Here is a 17,796-nt window from a genome sequence, read left to right on the forward strand (position 1 = left end):
GCTCACAACGCGAGCCTCGGCCAGGACGCCGTGTCCCGCGAAAGCTGCCGGTCGTGTGTCGCGATCACCACCGCGGCCGGTGTCGTCCCGAGCGCGGCGGTCAGCTCGTCGACGAGGGTGGCGGACAGGTGATTGGTCGGTTCGTCCAGCAGCACGACGTGCGGCCGACCGGCCAGTACGAGCGCCAGGTCCAGCCGACGCCGGGCGCCGACCGACAGTTCGGCCACCGGCCGGTTGCGGTCGTAACCACCGAGCAGGCCCAGTTCGCCCAGGCCCGGACCGGAGATCCCCGACCTGGCGAGCCGTTCGTCGTACAGCTCCATCGCCGTCCGCCTGCCCGGCAGATCGGATTCCTGTCCCAGCAGCCCGATCCGCGCCGATCGGGAGCGCGCGACCGTGCCCGTGTCCGGCTCCAGTTCCCCGGCCAGCACGCTCAGGAGCGTCGACTTCCCCGCTCCGTTGCGGCCGGTGACCACCAGCCGGTCGCCGCTTTCCAGCGCCACGTCGACCGGACGCGCCAGCCGTCCGGCGACCGTCACCCCGGCGGCTCGGAGCAGGACAGCGCCTCCGTGTGACGGCAGGTCCGGCATGGAGAACCGGGCGGGCGGCGGCGGGACGGCCACCACGTGCCCGGCCAGATCTTCCTGCCGCCGGTGGACCGCGCGGACCAGTCCGGGCGCGCGGGTGGCACGGACATGCCTGCCGGTGCCCTTGGGCGGGCGCCAGTTGTCCCGCAACCGGTTCCGGGCGGCGGACAGGTCGTCGGCCAGCCGTTGCCGTTCGGCGATCTGCTCGGCGTGCTCGGATTCCCAGCGGGCACGTTCGGCTCGGCGGGCCTCGACATGACTCGCGTATCCGCCGCCGTAAACGCGCGGCCTGCCGTCTCTCGACGGATCGAGGTCGATCACCGTGGTGGCGACGTCCGCGAGCAACGCCCGGTCGTGGCTGACCAGCACGACCACACCCGGGTGCGCGCGCAACCGCTCGGTGAGGTGTTCGAGGCCCGCCGCGTCGAGATGGTTCGTCGGTTCGTCGAGCAGCAGGACCGGATGCCCGGCGCCGAGCAGGCACGCCAGCCGGACCCGGTGCCGTTGCCCGACCGAGAGTGTCCCGAGTGGACGGTCGCGGTCGTCCACGGCGTTCAAGGCCGCCAACGACACTTCGACGCGCCTGTCCGCGTCCCACGCGTCGAGGGCTTCGGCCTGTTCCAGCGCGGCGGCGAAAACGTCGTCCGCGCCCGGAAGACCCTCGCTGAGCGCCTCGGTGGCGGACTCGAGACGAGCCAGCGCATCGCGGACGGCGGCGAGTTCGAGGTCGATCAGCGCGCCGACGGTGTCGGTCGCGCCGAGCGGGATCTGCTGGTCGGCGACACCGGCCGAACCCGAACGGTGCACGTCGCCGCGATCCGCGGGCAGGTCACCGGCGAGTACCCGGAGAAGAGTGGTCTTGCCGCGACCGTTCTCCCCGACGATGGCGACCCGATCCCCGGCCGCGGCGACGAGATCGACGCCGGAGAGCACGGGCCGTCCCCCGAAGGAGACGTGGACGCCGGACAGGCGGACGTGCGCCGCGCGCACAGGCGCGGGCGAAAGAGGGGATGACATGAAGGAACTGCCTCCGGTGAAGGTGATGAGCAGGAAGAACGAACTCCGGTGCCGCGGCTCGCGGTACCGGTGGAGGCGTCGTCCCTCAGAGGAAGAAGAGTTGCTGCATCACGCTCACGAGGTTAAGACACGGCCGGAAGCCCTCGCATCCGATTTTCGGAACCACACGTTCGCGCCATCCCCCTGCCGTGCTCGTCACCACGTGGGCACCCGCTTCCACCTGCGGCCACGTGGCGGTCCTAGCCCGCGGACGTCGCTTCAAACCACCACTTTCCGGGGTCACTCACAGGTGCACCACGACGGTTGCCATGATCACCGGCCCGGCCGACGGTGGGCTTCTCAGCAGCATCTTTCGAGAGGAGCAGGACCGATGGCGAAGACCATGCAGCCGCAGGAACTCATCGACAGTGCCGTGGTCGACCCGACCGGCAACAAGCTCGGGAAGGTGGGCAACGTCTACCTCGCCGACGCGACGCGCCAGCCGGAATGGATCACCGTCAAGACGGGCCTGTTCGGCACCAAGGAGAGTTTCGTCCCGCTTTCGGGAGCGCATGCGGACCAGGACGGCGTGCACGTCCGCGTCGACAAGGACGCGGTCTCCGACGCGCCCCGGATCGAGGCCGACGGCCACCTGTCCATGGAGGAGAGCGCGCAGCTGTACAAGCATTACGGGCTCCCGATGCCGCGGACGTCGCCGGACGGCCGGATGGACGACCGGATGCAGGGCCGGGGCGACGCCGGCCGTGGCAAGGCGGGCATGGACCCGGGCAAGCGTGCGGATTCCGGTCGGAAGGATCGGGACACCGAGCCCACCATGACGCGGTCCGAGGAACGGCTGAACGTCGGCACCGAGCAGGTCGAGACCGGCCATGTCCGGCTGCGCAAGTACGTCGTCACCGAGGAGCAGCAGGTCACCGTCCCGGTCAGCCACGAGGAGGTCCGGATCGAGCGGGAGCCGATCACGAAGCCGGGCGGTGAGCGGGCCGAGATCGCCGAGGACGAACAGGAAGTCGTGCTGCACGCCGAGAAACCGGTGGTGGACAAGGAAACCGTCGCGGTCGAGCGGGCGAGGCTCAAGACCGAGACCGTCACCGAGGACCAGACGATCTCCGGCAAGGTCCGCAAGGAACAGTTCGAGGTCGTCGACGACGAGGGCAAGCACCGCAAGTCGTGACCAGGGGTGGGCCGCCCGGGTTCAGCGCATGCGCCGGACGCGGGCGGCCGCGACCACGAAACCGGTCGCCACGGCACCCGCGATCGAGCAGCCGACGCCGAACAAGACCGCGGGCTCGTGCACCCTCAGCACCGAGACGCAGAGCCACGCCGTCGCGCCGAACAGCAGGCCGAGCACCGGTCCGCCGACGAGCGCGCCCCGCCAGCGATGTCCGTTGCGGAGGGTCCGCAACCCGGATTCCAAGTACGCCAAGGCGAACAGGGCGAGGATCAGGCTGCCCGCGCCGAGCGCGCTCGCGAGCGGATGCTGGTCGGTGACGACGGTGAAGGTCCGCGGGACACCGTCCGCGGTCAGGGTCGCGGTGACGGCGCCGCCGACGATCCACCGGGTGAGACCCGGAAAAGCGAGATCGGCGCGGAAGCCCTCGCCCTCGGGTTTCGGGACCGCCGACGCGGAACCGAGCGGGATCCCGGCGGTGGAAAGGGCGAGGGTGACCTGGCCAGGGTTCCCCTCCCCCGTCACCGCGAACGTCTTGCTGAGGTCGAGGGACGCCGACGAGGCCGCGACGCCGTCGATCTTCAGCGTCGTGGCCTCGTGCTGCAACCGGTCCGGCGTGAGCAGGGTGAGCACCACGAGCACGATCACGGCGACGGCCGCGGCCAGCCGGAACCAGAGCACCGAGCCCGGACGTTTCCCCGGTTCGAGTTCCGCGCGGGTCGCCGACAGCGTCGGATCCGGTGCGGGACGCCGGACCGGCCGGGTCGGTCCGTCTCCGGCGGGCACCGTCGCGCCGATCGCGGAGATCACCCTCGGGGTGAGGTGCCGCACCGGCACGCGAGAGCGTTCGAGCCAGCCCGGCCCGTACACGGCGGTGGCGGCGGAAGCGAGGTCTGCGGCGAAGGTCTCCGCGTCGCGGTACCGAGAGTCGAGTTCGCGCGAGAGGCTGCGCATGACGACCCCGGCGAGCGGTGACGGCACGCCGTCGATCGGGCGCGGATCGGTGAACATGTGCTGGCGCATCATGCTGATCGCGCCGCGGGTGTTGTCGAACGGCAGTTTCCCGGACAGCAGTTCGTAGAGCACCGTGCCCGCCGAGTAGACGTCCGCAGCCGGGCTCAGTGCGTTGCCCATTGCCTGCTCGGGCGCGATGTAGGCGGGTGTGCCGAGGACTTCGCCGCCGTGCGTGACGAGGGTGGCGCCCTCGCTGATCACCTTCGCGATGCCGAAGTCGGCCACCTTCATCACGCCTTGCGTGGTGAAGAGCAGGTTCTTCGGTTTGACGTCGAGATGCAGTACGCCCGCTTCGTGCGCCGCGTGGAGACCGGCGAGCATCGCCAGCCCGATCGCGCAGGCCTGTTCCCCGCCGATCTCGCCACTGTGGAATCGGCTGTGCACCGTGCCGCCGTCGAGCCGTTCCATCACCATCAGGTGCTCACGGCCGGTGCGCACGTAGTCGTACACGGGCACGATGTGCGGATGGTCGAGACTGGCCAGCACGCGCGCTTCGCGGTCGAAGAGTTCGCTGCTGACGGCGTGGTTCAGCACGTCCCACGGCAGTTGTTTGATGGCGACGTCGCGGCGCAGCGAACGGTGGACGCCGGCGAAGACGACCCCCATCCCGCCCTGGCCGATCGCGGGCCCGATCTCGTACTGCGGTAGCGCGGCGATGACCTCGGCGGGTGCGCTCATCGGTTGAATTCCTTGGTGTCGTCAGGAAAACGGACCGTCTCGTCGCCGCTGGGGCCCGGCGCGGGATGCGGGGTCAGGTAGCCGAGCAGGAAGGCGATCGCGGCGGCGCCGAGGACCACCGGGATCTCGATCGCCGGCTCCGGCGGGACGAGCCGCAGCACCGACAGCGAGACGACGGCGACGAGCCCGGTGCCGAATCCGGCCGGCAGGAAACGCAGGCCACGACGCCACCTGTTGGCGGGAAGACGGTGGCGGGCGAGCGCGAGCAGGGCGGTCAGCCACGCCAGCACGGTCAGCACGAGCATCGCGAGCCCGAAAGCACCGTAGACGGACCAGAAGGATCCGCGGATGTCCGCGACGGTGGTCGCCTCGCCGAGCGTGCCGCGCTGCGCGTCGAGCAGTTCGACCGTCGACGGGAGCAGCCCGATCGCCTGACCGGAGAGATCGGCCATGTCCAGTACGAAGGTCCTGGTGACCCGGCTGTGCGCGGGGACCTCGAACGGCGCCGTGGTGTCGTAGGCGAAGAAGGTCAGGGCCAGTGCCACCCCGGACACCCGGACGCTGCGAACCTTGACCGAGGTCCCACCACTGTTGGTGGCCGTGACGGTGAGTTCGACCTGTTTCGCCGGGTCGACCATGACCGTGGCGTTGGCGATCGGCCGGTCGTCGAGGGTGACCGCCAGGCCGAGCCTGCCGTCGAGGACATCGTCCGCATTGGCCGGTGGTGAGCCCAAGAGGACCGCGCACAGCCCCAACGCAACCCCTGCCGCGATGACACGTCCCATTTTGCGCATCCCCTGTTTTCCTCGGCCGACTGGTCCGGAATGCTACAGCGAGTACTTACCGGAGAGGGACGTCCCAATGCGTATCGTGGTTCGCCTGATATTCGGCACCGTGACCGGGTTGTTGTTCCTGCTTTCCCAGGTGGGAGCGGGCAACGCGCAGCAGTCCCCGTATCAGTCCACGGTTGGTTTGAAACCTTCGAGCGGACCCGCCGGGAGTTCTTTCACCATTTCCTGGAATTTCTCCCCGTGCAAAGGACCTATTTCTTTCACGTGGGAAGGAACGGCCCTCACCTCGGTCAGTGCCCCCAGTGGACAGGTCGGGGCGACGGTGCCGAGCAATGCGACACCTGGTAGCCACACCGTCACCGGCACTTGCACGAATGCGCGGACCGGACAGCCGCTGACCGGGACCGCGACCTTCCGCGTGACCGGGACCGTGACCACGGCGCCGCCGACGACGAAGGTGCCTCCGACGACCAAGCCGTCGGTCCCGGTGACCACCCCGACCAGACCGGGAACGACCACCACGCCGACCACTCCCGTGACCACGACGACGCCGCCCACCACGACGCCACCGTCCACAACGGACACTCCCCCGCCGCCGACGGACGTCCCGTCGACGAGCACCACCCCGCCGGGCCCGAACGACCTGGTCCTCGACAGGCCGAGTGTGCAGCCCGGCGACGCGCTGTCCGCGACGGGCAAGGGCTGCACGCCCGGCGAGCGCGTCACGCTGACGTCGGACGGCGAACGCGTCGGCGGCGCCTACGCCGACGGCACCGGCGCCTTCACCGCGGCCGTCGAGTTCACACGGATCGAGGCGGGCAGGCACACCGTCGTCGCGGACTGCGGCGTACGGCTGACCGGCGCCGTCGAGCAGGTCGTGACCAGCTCATCCGGCGGGCACAGCGGCACGCTGGTGGTGCTGGTGTTCTTCGTGCTGGCCGGGATCACCGTGATCCGTTTTCCCTGAGCTCAGCGGGGAAGCTTCACCACGGTGACGAAGAAGTTGTCGATCTGGCGTACCACGTCGATGAACCGGTCGAAGTCGACCGGCTTGGTGACATAGGCGTTGGCGTGCAGGTCATAGCTGCGGAGGATGTCCTCTTCGGCTTCGGAGGTGGTGAGCACGACGACCGGGATGGTGCGCAGCTCCGGCGACGCCTTGACCTCGCTGAGCACCTCGCGGCCGTCCTTGCGGGGCAGGTTCAGGTCGAGCAGGATCAGCCCCGGACGTTCCGCGTCCTCGAACGGCGCTTCCCTGCGCAAGAACTGCAAAGCCTGCTCGCCGTCGGAGACGACCGACAGGGTGTTGCGGATCTTGTGGTGCTCGAACGCCTCCTGCGTCATGAGGACGTCGCCGGGGTCGTCTTCGACCAGCAGGATGTGGATCGGCTCCAAGGACTCGGTCATGCTTGCTCGTTTCCTTCGTCGGGATTCTGGGCTGCGGGCAGGGTGAAGCAGAACCGGGTCCCGGACGGCACGCTGGTGTCCAGCCAGATCCTCCCGCCGTGGTGTTCGACGATCTTGCGGCACAGGGCCAGGCCGATCCCCGTACCCGGGTATTCGCCGCGGCCGTGCAGCCGCTGGAAGATCACGAAGATCCGCTCGGCGTACTCGTCGCTGATGCCGATCCCGTTGTCGGTGACGGAGAACCGCCAGTCCTCGCCGTCCCGCTCCGCGGAGATCTCGATCTCCGGCGGCTCCTCGCCGCGGAACTTGATCGCGTTGCCGACGAGGTTCTGGAAGACCGCCGTCAGCAGGGTTTTTTCCCCGCGTACGGCGGGAAGCTCGCCGTGGGTGACACGGGCGCCGGACTCGGCGACCGCGTCTTCGAGGTTGCCCAGCGCGGCGTCCAGCAGGTCTCCGGACTCCAGCAGGACACTTTCGCCCGGGCGGCGACCGACGCGGGAGAAGGCGAGCAGGTCGTTGATCAGCGCCTGCATCCGTTTCGCGCCGTCGACGGCGAAACCGATGTACTGGTCCCCGCGTTCGTCCAGCTTTCCCTGGTACCGCTTCTGGAGCAGCTGGCAGAAACTGGCCACCTTGCGCAGTGGCTCCTGCAGGTCGTGCGAAGCGACGTAGGCGAACTGCTCCAGATCCGAGTTCGACCGCTCCAGCTCGCGGGTCCGGGTCACGATCAGTTCCTGCGCCCGCTCCAGCCGCGCGACCTCGTCGAGGATCCGCGAGCGCAGCGACTCCACATCGGACGCCAGCTCCCGCATCTCCTTCGGACCGGAGCCGCGGACCTCGCGATGGATGTCGGTCTGTGCGACGTCCCGGACCTCCGCGGCCAGCTGACGGATCGGCTTGATCAGTTTCCGGTGCAGGACAAGGAAGACCAGCGCGAACGCGGCACAGAGCAGCACCGCGATCACGATGAGCATGGCCCGCAGGACGTCGGCGGAGACCGCCAGGTCCTCCCTCGCGTCCAGCCGTTCGGCCTCCAGGCGGTTCTGCAACACGCTCAGGGCCGCGCGGACCTGGTCGAACAGCGGCTTGCTCGCGTCCACCTGCGCGCCGGTTGCGGGAGCGCCGGCGAGCACGGGTTCGATGACCGTCCTTCGCCAGGTCGCGGCGGCGCTCAGCACCCGATCCAGATCGGCACCGATCGCGGTACCCGGGACGGCGCCGAGCCGCCGCAATTCGGCGACGGCCGCGTCCTGTGCTCTCAATCCGTCCCGGTACGGCTCCAGGAACTCGGGACGCCCGGCCAGGATGTAGCCGCGGACACCGGTCTCCTGGTCCAGCATCGCCGTCGAGAGCGAGGTGGACTGCAGCACCTGCGGTCCGGTGACGTCCAGCAGTCTGGCGCGCGAATCGGTGAGGTTCGTCGTGGCCAGTGCGCCTGCCACGATCGCGCCCCCGAGCAGCAGGCCGGCGATCACTCCGGACAACACCGCCCAGCGGCTGATCGACCAAACGGGCCTCATCGCGACGGCTCGCCGGAATCGAACGTGAGCAACGCCAGCGCGACGTCGTCGTCCAGCGGACCGCCGTGCAGGACGTCCATCTCGCTGATCAGGTGATCGAGTGCCGCGGCGGAACCGCCCTCGGCGTCCAGGCTGTGCAGCGCGGCGGCGGCCATCCGTTCGAGCCCGACCCGTTCGCCGCTGCCCTCGACGCGTCCCTCGAAAAGGCCGTCGGTGTACAGCAGCAGTGACCATCGCGGTCCCATCGGCACCGTCAGCTCCTGCCATCCCGCACCCGGCGCCACGCCGAGAGGCGGGCCGAGTTTCTCCCTGGACAGCAGCCTGCCGCCCGAGTCGTCGATCAAGAGCGGCTGCGGATGACCGGCGAGTGCCATCTTCAGCGAGCGGCGGTCCGGGGCGACCGTGATCATGCAGACGGTGGCGAACAGCGGCCCCAAGGCCTCGTGCCGCAGCATCTCCTCCACCATCGCCAGTGTTCCCGCCATCGGCAGCCCGGCGAGCACGACCGAACGCCACGCGATCCGCAGCGCGACACCGAGCGCCGCTTCGTCCGGACCGTGCCCGCACACGTCCCCGATGACCAGCTGCAGGGTGCCGTCGGGGAGTTCGACGGCGTCGTAGAAATCGCCGCCCAGCAAGGCCCCGTTCCGGCCGGGCCGGTATCGCACCGCGAGTCCGAGCCGGGGATCGGTCACCAGCGGGGTCGGCAGCAGGCCGCGCTCGAGGCGCGCGTTCTCCCTCGCCAGCAACTGATGCTGCAGGAGTTGCTGCTCGATGCGTTCGGCACGGCTGCGTTCCCAGGAATACCGGAGGGTCCGCGCCAGAAGCCTGCCGTCGACATGCTGTTTGACCAGGTAGTCCTGGGCACCGGCACCCAGCGCCGCCACCCCGGTGGCCTCGTCCTCCTGTCCGGTCAGGACGATCACCGCGGTCGACGGCGCGTGCTGCCGGAGCCTGGTCAGACCGGTCAGCCCCGTCGCGTCCGGAAGCTGGAGATCCAGGAGCACACAGTCGGCCGCGATCGGCCGCGCGAGTGCCCGTTGGAGCGTCGTCACCCTCTCGAGGACGACCTGTTCCAGGCTTTCGACGGCATCCGCGAGCATCTCTTCGACCAGGAGAGCGTCGCCGTCGTCGTCCTCGACCAGCAGGACATGCAACCGGGTCGGCTGGATGGAGGGTCTACGAGGCTGGGACTGCTCGCCGTGACGCACGGCGTTGGACACGGACAGCCACCTTTCCTCACCGGATTTTCCGGTGCGCGAACAGAAGACGGCTGTCTTCTCAACCACCGGGAGCGTACCGGCCGTACGGGACATGCCGCCGGTCCGGACCACCGACACGCCAGGTTTCCCACGGTCAGGGATCGCGCGGCGGCCGGGGTGGCCGCATCGCCGCGAAGACCAGGAACAGCGCGGCCAGGAAGAGGGCGGCGACCGCCACATCGATCAGGAAGCCGACGACGAGTGCGGTGATCATCGCTCACTCCTGTGCCGTCCGGGCGGCTTCGCGACGGCGGGCGTACAGGCTGGTGAACGAGACCGTGACGAGGACGGCGATGATCACGCCCAGCGAGGCCGGGGTCGGGACCTGCGGCACCGACGGCCAGATCCCGTGGGCCCAGTGCAGGACCAGCTTCACGCCGATGAAGGCGAGGATGATCGCGAGGCCGTGATTCAGGTGGACCAGCTTCGCGAGCGCCGAGTGGAGCACGAAGTACAAGGCGCGCAAGCCCATCAGGGCGAAGGCGTTGGTGGCGAACACGAGGTACGGGTCTTCGGTGATGCCGTACACCGCGGGCACGGAATCGACCGCGAACACGACGTCGGTCGCGAAGACCGCGACGACCACGACCGCCAGCGGGGTGAGCGCGCGGCGTCCGTGTTCACGCACGGTCAGCCGGGTGCCGCGGTAGTCGTCCGTGACCGGCATCAGCTTGCGCAGCAGGCGGACCGACCGCAGCTGGGAAAGGTCCATCTCGCTCTGACCGCCGGACATGGCCTCGCGCAGGATCTTGACCGCCGAAGCGAACAGAATGACGCCGAAGACGAGGAACGCCCAGGTTCCCGCCGACAGCATCGCGGCACCGGCCGCGATGAACACGCCGCGGAGCACCAGCGCGCCCACGATGCCGTACAGCAGCACACGTTGCTGCACCTCGGACGGGACCGCGAAGGCGGCGAGCAGCAGCATGAAGACGAACAGGTTGTCGACCGACAGGGATTTCTCGACGACGAACCCGGTCATGAACTCGAGCGCCTGACCGCCGCCGAACTCGAGCCACAACCAGAGCCCGAACACCACCGGAAGCGCCAGGTAGAAGGCCGACCAGCCGGCGGCCTCCCGCATCGAAACCTCGTGCGGGCGCCGGGTCACCGCGAAATCGGCGACGAGCAGTGCCAGCAGGACGGCGATGCTGATCGCCCACAACGCGGGCGATCCCACGGTTGCCACGGACTCGGGCATGGAGCCTCCTCGAACTCGAAGTTCGAGGTCTCCTTCACCCCGGTGGGGCGGCCTCCCGGGGACACCGGCGGGATGTCCGTACTGACCGGGCAGGCTCTTGGGAAGTACTCCCCTCGTCGGTCCAGTATCGCATTTAGTAAAGAGATATTAAAGCGGGGGTCAAGCCGGGCCCTCCCGCAAGACGCCGCGCACCGCGTCGACGGACAGGTCGTCCCAGGGGAATTCGGCCATCCACCAGGTCGCGCCCGCCCGCTCATAGGGCGCGAGATCCGTGCCCGCGGGCACCCCGATGGCAAAGTCGTAAGGCGTCTCGTCACCTTCACGCAGCGCGGTGATCGTCTCGACCGCCTCGGCGAACTCGTCCGCGTGCGGCAGGTTCACCGGGAAGAACCCGTCGTACCGCGCGGCCCGGCGCATCGGCTTCGTCTTCCCCGGGAAGCCGGCCAGCCACACGGGTATCGGGCGGGCGGGACGAGGCAGGAAGGTGATGTCGTCGACCGTGTAATGCACGCCGTGGTGCCGCACGGGCTCACCGGACCAAGCGGCGGTGAGGATCTCGAGCGACTCGTCGAGCATCTCGGCGCGCTTGCGATCGTCCGATTCGTCGCCGGCCCTCGAGAACTCCTCGCCGAAGCGGTCGCTGCCGAGTCCCGCGCCGAGGATCAGCCGTCCGCCGCTCAAGCGATCCAACGTGGCCGTCTCACGGGCGAGCTTGACCGGGCGCCGGCGGGCCAGCGGTGTGACCATCGGGCCGAAGGCGAGGTTCTCGGTGGCGGACGCGACGGCGGCGAGGGTGATCCACGGATCGGCGATCGCGCGCACCGGCTCGCGCCAGCGGATGTGGTCCCAGACGAACAAGCCGTGCCAGCCCGCTTCTTCGGCTTCGGCGGCGAGACGCGCGACGATCACCGGATCGGCCAGTTCGTCGAAGATCGGCAGCCAGAGTGCTGAGCGCAGAGTCATGCCTGCGACCGTACGGATCGGCACCGACAGTCGGTGCGGTTCGGCGTGACCGAGTGGCGATTCGAATTCTGGAGGCTTTCGTCCTGCTGCCGTTGAGGGAGCCCGATACCGGCGAGTGCGGCTGCGTTCCGGAGGTTATTGAGGGGTAGGGCAAACATGTCGTGTCGGGTGACGTGTCCGTGAAGGCCTCGTTCCCTACGCTCAAGGTAGTGAAGGAGGCCTTCACACCTTCCCCAAGTACGTGAAGGACCCCTTCCTTGCGTCTAGCGCAAGGAAGGGGTCCTTCACGTACTTCAGGCAGGCAAGGGTGACGGCAGGGTTCCGACGCAGAGGCATGACCACGCCACATTTGCCTTACCCCTCAATAAGTGTCCGGAATCCACCCGCACTCGGCCGCGACCTTGATCAACGGAGGATCGGGGACGTTGAGTGTCCCCGATCCTCCGTTGATCAACGGCCAGGCGGCGAGCGTCCGACGTCATCGAACTCCGCGACCGGCGCTACCCCGACCCGCCACCTCGCCCCCAGGTTGACAACGCCACTAGAGTTCAATCAGGACATTGATTAACCTTGCGGTTGAATACCTGCGGAAGAGAACCACATGACCGACCTGACGATCACCCGTCTCCTCGACGCGCCGCGCGAGCTCGTCTTCCGCGTGTGGACCGATCCCGACCATCTCGCCCAGTGGTGGGGCCCGGCCGGCTTCACCAGCAGGTCCTGCACCGTCAACCTCACCGAGGGCGGCAAGTGGCGCACCTGCATCAGCGACGGCGAGACCGTGCTGTGGATGTCAGGCGTCTACCACGAGATCGTCCCGCCGGAGCGGCTCGTCTTCAGCTTCGCCTGGGAGGAGCCGGAAGGCTTCCGCGGGCACGACACCCTCGTCACGGTCGACTTCTTCGACCTCGACGGCAAGACGGAAATGTCGTTCCACCAAGCGGTCTTCGAGACCGTGGCGGAGCGCGACAGTCACGTCGAAGGCTGGCAGTCCTGCTTCGGCCGGCTCACGGAGCATGTAGCAGATGCGAGCGGTCGATGAGATCACTCATGGCCCGCTGAAACTCGCTTCGCCGCTTCTCGCTCCATCCGTCGGTGAGCTGATCGAAAACCTGTTCCTGCCAGCGGTGTGCCTGGTCGAGCATGGACCGGCCCGCCGCCGTCAACGAAACCTCACGACGGCGCCCATCGCTCCGCGAGGCCTCCATGGCCAGATGACCCGCCTCGATCGCGGCCTTGACCAGTCGCGACGCGCCGCTCTGGTCGAGGCCGATCTCGACGGCGATCGCGTTCACCGTCGTCTCGGCCCCGCGCTCGGCGAGGGAGTGGACCGCCTCGCCGACGAGGACGAGACGACCCTGATCGGCGACGGCCGCCGTCCGGCGCGACCAGTGCCGAACGAAGGCGAACAGCGCCTGACCAGGACCTTGGGTGCTCATTCGGTCGCCGCCATCTCGCGGCAGATGTACGCCAGTTCGAGTGCGGACTTCAGATCGGGCAGCCGGAGCGCCGCGGTGACCTTGCCGCCGCCCACCCGGAACACGGTCGCCACCCGCGTCGGCCCCGCGCTTTCGGGCCAGGTCGCGTCCTCCTCCACCACCATCAGGCGATCACTGACCGGATGCCACGATCGCGGCTTCAGCCTGATCCCCGACCGATCCACCCAGTCGGCGAACTGCGCGGACGTGATCGGCCCGGCGCCTTTCGGCCCGAGGACGACGACGGGATCCCCGACCGCGTCCGCCGATCGCCTCAGGTCGCCTTCGTTGACGCTCTCGTGCCATTCGTTGATCGCCGTCTCGAGTTCCATGACTCAACTATATGCGAAACGCATACACTTAGCCCACCTCCCGCAGCACCTGCCGGGCCCGCGCCACCCCGTCCTCCTCCCGCAGCCGCGCCGCGACGTACTGCGCGCCGCGGCGGAACAGGAGGTTGCCGGACAGCTCCAGCAGCCGCGCGGTCAGCGAGTCCGCGGTCAGCTCCCGCAGCGGCAGTGGACGCGGCCCGGCGCCGAGCCGGAAGACCCGGTCGCCCCAGTACGGCTGGTCGGAGAAGACCGGGCAGACCAGTGAGGGAACACCCGCGCGCAACGCGGCCGCGGTCGTGCCCGCGCCACCGTGGTGCACGACCGCCGCGGTGCGCGGGAACAGCCACGCGTGCGGAACGTCCCCGACGGTCAGCAGATCGTCGTCTCCGGCTCCGGCGGCGGTACCGAGCAGGCCACGCAAACCCACGCGGCGCAACGCCGTGCGGACGGCCGTGAACGTCCGCTCCGCCTCCGACGGCCGCATGCTGCCGAAACCGACGTACACCGGAGGCGGCCCAGACGCGAGGAAATCCCGCAGACGCGGGTCCGGCCGCCAGGCGGCAGGCGCCTCCAGGAACCAGTAGCCGGTGACGTGGACCCGCGCGGGCCAGTCCTTCGGCCGGGGCACCACGGCGTCGGAAAACCCGCACAGCACCGGGGTTTCCGTCCGCCGTGGACCGCGCAAACCGGCCGAGGGCAGGCCGAGTGACCGCTCGCGCCATCGGTCGACCTCCGGCCGCAGCACCTGCCACGCGACGGTGTCGACGGCACGGAAGCTCAGCCGCCTGCCGCACGGTCCGGTCTTGGCCGCCCACGGCACCAGCGGATGCGCGAAGGCCCCCGTCGGCACGCTGGGCTGGTAGTGCAGTTCGACGTCGGGAACGCCGAGCGACGCGCCCAGATGCGCACCGAGGAATCCCAGCGTCGGGGCGAGTACGAGGTCCGCTCCCGCCGATCCCTCGTGGACGTCGGCCAGCAGACGCTCCATAACCGGGGCCAGCGCGCCGCGCAGCCCGCGCAGGAAGGTCGCGGACGTCCGTCCCTCCGTCCATTCGCGTCCGCCGTCCGAACCGAGGATCTCCGCGGGATCGGCCGAGAGCGGAGCGAAATCCAGGCCGTGCGAAGTCACCAGGGTCCGGAACCGTTCGGCCGCCAGCACCCGCACCCGATCGCCGTCGAGACCATGCCCCAAGGCGATGCACGGCTGGACGTCGCCCCGCGAGCCGGGAGCGACGATCACGACGAGCCGGCTCATCGCTTCGCCGCCGTCAGCCGGTAACGGAGCCGGAACGGCAGGTTCGCCAGCACTGCGGCGATCCGCGCGTCCCTGCCCACCAGATACCGCGGCGCGAAACGGCGTGCGGTCAGTGCCTGGACCACGACCCGCGCCGCCCGCTCGGGCGGCACCCCGTTCCGCGCGGACCGTTCCGCGCTGTGTTCGGCCGCGTCCAGTTGCGCCGCATACCTTTCCCGCGCGGCTTCCGGCAGCGCGGCACGCACTTCTTCGGCGGCGGCGCGGGCGCGCGGCCAGATCGAGGTGGCGACGGCGCCGGGTTCGACGAGGACGACGCCGATCCCGGACGGGGCCAGCTCGGCGCGCAGGCTGTCGGTCAAACCGACCAAGGCGAACTTCGACGTGTGATACGGCCCGACCATCGGCCCCGCGATCCGCCCGCCCATCGACCCGACCGTCACGACCCTGGCACCGGCCGCGGCACGCAGCGCGGGCAGCATCGCCTGTGTGACGGCCAGCTGACCGGTGACGTTGACCTCCAGCTGCTGCCGGAAATCGTCGAGCGGGACGTGTTCCAACGGTCCCGGCCGGGCCATCCCGGCGTTGTTCACCAGTCCGCGCAACGGACCCGCCGCCGCGACCTTCTCCCCGCAGGCCGCGATCGACGCCGGATCCCGGAGATCCATCCGCAGCACGCTGACCGCCTCGCCGAAGGTCCGCGCGAGGTCGGTTTCATCCGCGTCGGTGCGGACACTGGCCCAGACGTGGGCGTCCCGCCGGACGAGTTCGGCCACGCAAGCCCGGCCGATCCCGCTCGACGCCCCGGTGACCACAAAGGACGGACGGGTCACGACGCCTCCCCCGCCTTCACCGGCGCGGCGAGGGCACGCAGCATCCGAGGCCACGTCTTGTGCAACTGGTCCTGCCAGTACGCCCAATGATGCGTGCCCGCCCCGTAGAAGTCCGTCATGACCGGGACACCGAGCCGGTTCAGCCGGTCGGCCATCGCGGTGGTCTGCCCGGAGCAGAGGAATTCGAGCAGCATCGCGCCCGGCAGCACGTCGATCGGGAGCTTGCCGTCGAACGGCCCCGGGAGGCCGTTGCCGGTGGACAGGTACAACTCGGTGCCACGCAGGCGATCGGCGTTCACCAGCGGATCGTGCGCATCCCAACGCGATGCCTCGCGACGGCGGTCACCCCAGAGCGCTTCCGGGTCTTGCCGGGCGGAGGCGACGATCGCGCTGGTCAGCAGCTCACCGTACGGACCCGTGGGATTGAGATTGCCGCTGAACGACCCGGCGAACCGGAAGACGCCCGGCCGCCGGGCGGCGAGTTCGACAGCGCCGTAGCCGCCGAGCGACAGGCCCGCCGCCACTCGGCGGCCGTCCCCGCGATAGCCGCGATCGATCAGCTGCGGGATCTCGACGGCGGTGAACGTCTCCCACTGATTGAGCACGACGTTCTTGCCGTAATTCCACCAGTCGGAAAAGAACCCCGCGGAACCCGAGCCCGGCATCACCACCAGCGCGCCGGAGTCGTCGGCGAGCTTCCGGATGTCGGTGTTGGCGGTCCAGCCACGATAATCCTGCAGCCGTGTCTCCCCGGCGAGCAGGTACACCGCCGGCCACTTCCGGTCCGGTTCGGCGGCCCATCCCGACGGCAGGATCAGCCGGACCATCGCGTAACTCCCGACGCCGACCGAGCGCACGGTGAGGTCCAGCATCCGCGGGTCACCGTCCACAGTGGTCTGGGCCACGACGTGCGAGCCGTCGTCGGCCCTGGCGTCCGGGACACCGCTCTCGGCCCGCGCCGGGGCCGCGACGACGCCCGGCAGCAGGCAGGCGACGGCCGCGACCGCCCACAGCCGCCTCGAAGTATTGCGCATACGTAATCCTTTGTCCCGGTCGTTCGACAGAATTCGAAAATGTGACGGCGATTACCCGAGAAAGAAAATCAGAGGTGGCAACACGTTAAGCGGACGGGCCGCTTCCGCGCAATTGTCCTGCCCACAATCCGGGAGGACAATATGAATGCCAGGGAAACAAGAAAACCATCGACCTCCCCCAGTCGGGTGACCCATCACTCACGGACGGTGAGCGACTGTGGCACGGGAGTACCAGATCAGCTCGCATACCAGCGAAAAGTCCGGAAAACGCAGGTCACGTCCTGTACACGAAGGACATTTACGTTCTCTTGATGCCTTCCGGTATTCGATTTCCCGTCGTAGCCTTCGTCGTGCCGCCCGGGTTCGGCGTTCCCCGACGCGACCCCGGCGCCCGCGTCCCACCGAAGGGACCACACCTCCCCACGGACCCTTCCGAAAGGGCTATTCATGGCTGCCCGAATTCGCGCACTCGTCGTGTCCGCCGCCGCGGTCGCGACCATTTCCGGCACGCCCGGAGAATCGATTCAGGCCGCGCCCGCACCGCCTCCGCCCACCGTTCCGGAGGCCGCCCTGCTGCCACCGGGAACCGTCCCGCACGCGTCCGCGCGCGACGGTTTCGACGTGGCCTCGGCACTGTCCACCCCGGACCGTGGGCGGAGCAGGGTCGACGTCGGCGGTTGCGAAGACGTCGTCCACGGCAGGCTGGTCGGCGACGGCGCCGCCGGCCAGGGCTTCCAGTCCGCCGTCCCCGGCGGCCAGGTCTCCGAACTGGTCGCCCGCATGACGAACCCACCCGATCTGGCGGCCTGGGCCGCGCAGGCCGGGCGGTGCTCGAAGATGACGGTCGACGACGCGGCCGGTACCGCGGTGTCGACCGTCACCGTCCACCCGGCTCCCGTCGTTCCGGGCGCGAAAACCCTTTCCTACGAACAACTCCTGACGCTCCCCGGACAGCCCCCCGAGCTGCCGGGACTGCGTCTGCGCACCGTCGCCATCGCCGCCGACGACGTGCTGGTCGTGCTTCGTGACGCCGGGACCACCGGCCTCGATCTCGACGCGCTCGCCGTCGACGCCTGGCGGCACGCCGCCGGTCCGCTCGGCCGTTGATCCCCCGCACCACCCCCGCCGAATCCCCGAACCCGCCCGGCCGAAGGCCCCGCTATCGCGGTGGCAGGGCGCCTAGGCCGCCACAGCGACCTATCCGACCAAGCCGCGCCCTGCCGACGTCGATCGCGGTCGCGGGTTCACCCCGGATA

At 69.4% G+C, this 17,796-nt stretch carries 18 protein-coding genes; 4 read left to right on the forward strand and 14 right to left on the reverse strand.

Annotated features, from left to right (window positions below; translation table 11 throughout):
• Positions 1–2: 2 nt before the first annotated feature.
• A complete protein-coding gene (locus AMK34_RS08485) occupies positions 3–1,604 on the reverse strand; it encodes an ABC-F family ATP-binding cassette domain-containing protein (RefSeq protein WP_073844137.1) in 1,602 nt (533 codons plus the stop codon).
• Between the two features lie 370 nt (positions 1,605–1,974).
• On the opposite strand from AMK34_RS08485, the gene AMK34_RS08490 reads away from it, so the two are divergent.
• Positions 1,975–2,778: a DUF2382 domain-containing protein gene (locus tag AMK34_RS08490; RefSeq protein ID WP_073844138.1), complete on the forward strand. Its 804-nt coding sequence runs from the start codon at positions 1,975–1,977 to the stop codon at positions 2,776–2,778.
• 21 nt (positions 2,779–2,799) lie between these two features.
• Here the strand turns inward: AMK34_RS08490 and AMK34_RS08495 are convergent, their stop codons facing one another.
• The 3 genes from AMK34_RS08495 to AMK34_RS08505 all read right to left on the reverse strand — a co-directional run bounded on the left by AMK34_RS08495 (position 2,800) and on the right by AMK34_RS08505 (position 5,789).
• Positions 2,800–4,467 (reverse strand): serine/threonine-protein kinase, encoded by a 1,668-nt coding sequence (locus AMK34_RS08495; protein ID WP_073844140.1) that lies wholly within the window; start codon positions 4,465–4,467, stop codon positions 2,800–2,802.
• Positions 4,464–5,252, reverse strand: coding sequence for a hypothetical protein (locus tag AMK34_RS08500; RefSeq protein ID WP_073844142.1), 789 nt, complete (start codon positions 5,250–5,252; stop codon positions 4,464–4,466). The genes AMK34_RS08495 and AMK34_RS08500 overlap by 4 nt, the downstream gene beginning before the upstream one ends.
• A 171-nt stretch (positions 5,253–5,423) precedes the next feature.
• Positions 5,424–5,789, reverse strand: a complete 366-nt coding sequence (locus AMK34_RS08505; protein WP_241832718.1) for a hypothetical protein — start codon at positions 5,787–5,789, stop codon at positions 5,424–5,426.
• Between the two features lie 4 nt (positions 5,790–5,793).
• On the opposite strand from AMK34_RS08505, the gene AMK34_RS08510 reads away from it, so the two are divergent.
• A complete protein-coding gene (locus tag AMK34_RS08510; protein ID WP_241832719.1) occupies positions 5,794–6,225 on the forward strand; it encodes a hypothetical protein in 432 nt (143 codons plus the stop codon).
• A gap of 2 nt (positions 6,226–6,227) precedes the next feature.
• Here the strand turns inward: AMK34_RS08510 and AMK34_RS08515 are convergent, their stop codons facing one another.
• The 5 genes from AMK34_RS08515 to AMK34_RS08535 all read right to left on the reverse strand — a co-directional run bounded on the left by AMK34_RS08515 (position 6,228) and on the right by AMK34_RS08535 (position 11,611).
• Positions 6,228–6,665: a response regulator gene (locus AMK34_RS08515; RefSeq protein ID WP_038512078.1), complete on the reverse strand. Its 438-nt coding sequence runs from the start codon at positions 6,663–6,665 to the stop codon at positions 6,228–6,230.
• The gene (locus tag AMK34_RS08520) at positions 6,662–8,185 is read right to left on the reverse strand and encodes a sensor histidine kinase (RefSeq protein WP_073844146.1); all 1,524 of its coding nucleotides are present in this window, start codon (positions 8,183–8,185) and stop codon (positions 6,662–6,664) included. The genes AMK34_RS08515 and AMK34_RS08520 overlap by 4 nt, the downstream gene beginning before the upstream one ends.
• Positions 8,182–9,408, reverse strand: coding sequence for a PP2C family protein-serine/threonine phosphatase (locus tag AMK34_RS08525; RefSeq protein WP_073844688.1), 1,227 nt, complete (start codon positions 9,406–9,408; stop codon positions 8,182–8,184). The genes AMK34_RS08520 and AMK34_RS08525 overlap by 4 nt, the downstream gene beginning before the upstream one ends.
• A 256-nt stretch (positions 9,409–9,664) precedes the next feature.
• Positions 9,665–10,648: a TerC/Alx family metal homeostasis membrane protein gene (locus AMK34_RS08530; protein ID WP_038512073.1), complete on the reverse strand. Its 984-nt coding sequence runs from the start codon at positions 10,646–10,648 to the stop codon at positions 9,665–9,667.
• 159 nt (positions 10,649–10,807) lie between these two features.
• Positions 10,808–11,611 carry an LLM class flavin-dependent oxidoreductase gene (locus tag AMK34_RS08535; protein ID WP_073844690.1) on the reverse strand — a complete coding sequence of 268 codons (804 nt, stop codon included), beginning with the start codon at positions 11,609–11,611 and terminating at the stop codon, positions 10,808–10,810.
• Between the two features lie 601 nt (positions 11,612–12,212).
• Here AMK34_RS08535 and AMK34_RS08540 point away from each other — a divergent pair.
• Positions 12,213–12,653, forward strand: a complete 441-nt coding sequence (locus AMK34_RS08540; RefSeq protein ID WP_038512068.1) for an SRPBCC family protein — start codon at positions 12,213–12,215, stop codon at positions 12,651–12,653.
• Here AMK34_RS08540 and AMK34_RS08545 read toward each other — a convergent pair.
• Genes AMK34_RS08545 through AMK34_RS08565 form a run of 5 tightly spaced genes read right to left on the reverse strand, consistent with a single transcriptional unit; the run spans position 12,619 to position 16,540 of the window.
• Positions 12,619–13,050, reverse strand: a complete 432-nt coding sequence (locus AMK34_RS08545; RefSeq protein WP_073844148.1) for a MarR family winged helix-turn-helix transcriptional regulator — start codon at positions 13,048–13,050, stop codon at positions 12,619–12,621. The genes AMK34_RS08540 and AMK34_RS08545 overlap by 35 nt on opposite strands.
• Complete coding sequence (locus AMK34_RS08550) at positions 13,047–13,421, reverse strand: hypothetical protein (protein WP_038512063.1); 375 nt, start codon at positions 13,419–13,421, stop codon at positions 13,047–13,049. The genes AMK34_RS08545 and AMK34_RS08550 overlap by 4 nt, the downstream gene beginning before the upstream one ends.
• A gap of 28 nt (positions 13,422–13,449) precedes the next feature.
• A complete protein-coding gene (locus tag AMK34_RS08555; protein ID WP_073844150.1) occupies positions 13,450–14,676 on the reverse strand; it encodes a glycosyltransferase in 1,227 nt (408 codons plus the stop codon).
• A complete protein-coding gene (locus tag AMK34_RS08560) occupies positions 14,673–15,506 on the reverse strand; it encodes an SDR family NAD(P)-dependent oxidoreductase (protein WP_073844152.1) in 834 nt (277 codons plus the stop codon). The genes AMK34_RS08555 and AMK34_RS08560 overlap by 4 nt, the downstream gene beginning before the upstream one ends.
• On the reverse strand, positions 15,503–16,540 hold the full coding sequence (locus AMK34_RS08565; RefSeq protein ID WP_073844154.1) for an alpha/beta hydrolase: 1,038 nt from the start codon (positions 16,538–16,540) through the stop codon (positions 15,503–15,505). Before AMK34_RS08565 ends, AMK34_RS08560 begins: the two co-directional genes overlap by 4 nt.
• A gap of 447 nt (positions 16,541–16,987) precedes the next feature.
• Between AMK34_RS08565 and AMK34_RS08570 the strand changes: the two genes are divergently transcribed.
• Complete coding sequence (locus AMK34_RS08570) at positions 16,988–17,647, forward strand: hypothetical protein (protein ID WP_073844156.1); 660 nt, start codon at positions 16,988–16,990, stop codon at positions 17,645–17,647.
• Positions 17,648–17,796 lie beyond the last annotated feature (149 nt).

Source organism: Amycolatopsis sp. CB00013 (assembly GCF_001905755.1).
In the GTDB taxonomy this organism is placed as follows: domain Bacteria; phylum Actinomycetota; class Actinomycetes; order Mycobacteriales; family Pseudonocardiaceae; genus Amycolatopsis; species Amycolatopsis japonica.

Coding starts and splice junctions, on each gene's coding strand:
- AMK34_RS08540 (WP_038512068.1), top strand. CDS start 12,213: ATGACCGACCTGACGATCACCCGTCTCCTCGACGCGCCGCGCGAGCTC.
- AMK34_RS08490 (WP_073844138.1), top strand. CDS start 1,975: ATGGCGAAGACCATGCAGCCGCAGGAACTCATCGACAGTGCCGTGGTC.
- AMK34_RS08495 (WP_073844140.1), bottom strand. CDS start 4,467: ATGAGCGCACCCGCCGAGGTCATCGCCGCGCTACCGCAGTACGAGATC.
- AMK34_RS08565 (WP_073844154.1), bottom strand. CDS start 16,540: ATGCGCAATACTTCGAGGCGGCTGTGGGCGGTCGCGGCCGTCGCCTGC.
- AMK34_RS08570 (WP_073844156.1), top strand. CDS start 16,988: ATGGCTGCCCGAATTCGCGCACTCGTCGTGTCCGCCGCCGCGGTCGCG.
- AMK34_RS08545 (WP_073844148.1), bottom strand. CDS start 13,050: ATGAGCACCCAAGGTCCTGGTCAGGCGCTGTTCGCCTTCGTTCGGCAC.
- AMK34_RS08555 (WP_073844150.1), bottom strand. CDS start 14,676: ATGAGCCGGCTCGTCGTGATCGTCGCTCCCGGCTCGCGGGGCGACGTC.
- AMK34_RS08520 (WP_073844146.1), bottom strand. CDS start 8,185: ATGAGGCCCGTTTGGTCGATCAGCCGCTGGGCGGTGTTGTCCGGAGTG.
- AMK34_RS08500 (WP_073844142.1), bottom strand. CDS start 5,252: ATGGGACGTGTCATCGCGGCAGGGGTTGCGTTGGGGCTGTGCGCGGTC.
- AMK34_RS08530 (WP_038512073.1), bottom strand. CDS start 10,648: ATGCCCGAGTCCGTGGCAACCGTGGGATCGCCCGCGTTGTGGGCGATC.
- AMK34_RS08485 (WP_073844137.1), bottom strand. CDS start 1,604: ATGTCATCCCCTCTTTCGCCCGCGCCTGTGCGCGCGGCGCACGTCCGC.
- AMK34_RS08515 (WP_038512078.1), bottom strand. CDS start 6,665: ATGACCGAGTCCTTGGAGCCGATCCACATCCTGCTGGTCGAAGACGAC.
- AMK34_RS08550 (WP_038512063.1), bottom strand. CDS start 13,421: ATGGAACTCGAGACGGCGATCAACGAATGGCACGAGAGCGTCAACGAA.
- AMK34_RS08535 (WP_073844690.1), bottom strand. CDS start 11,611: ATGACTCTGCGCTCAGCACTCTGGCTGCCGATCTTCGACGAACTGGCC.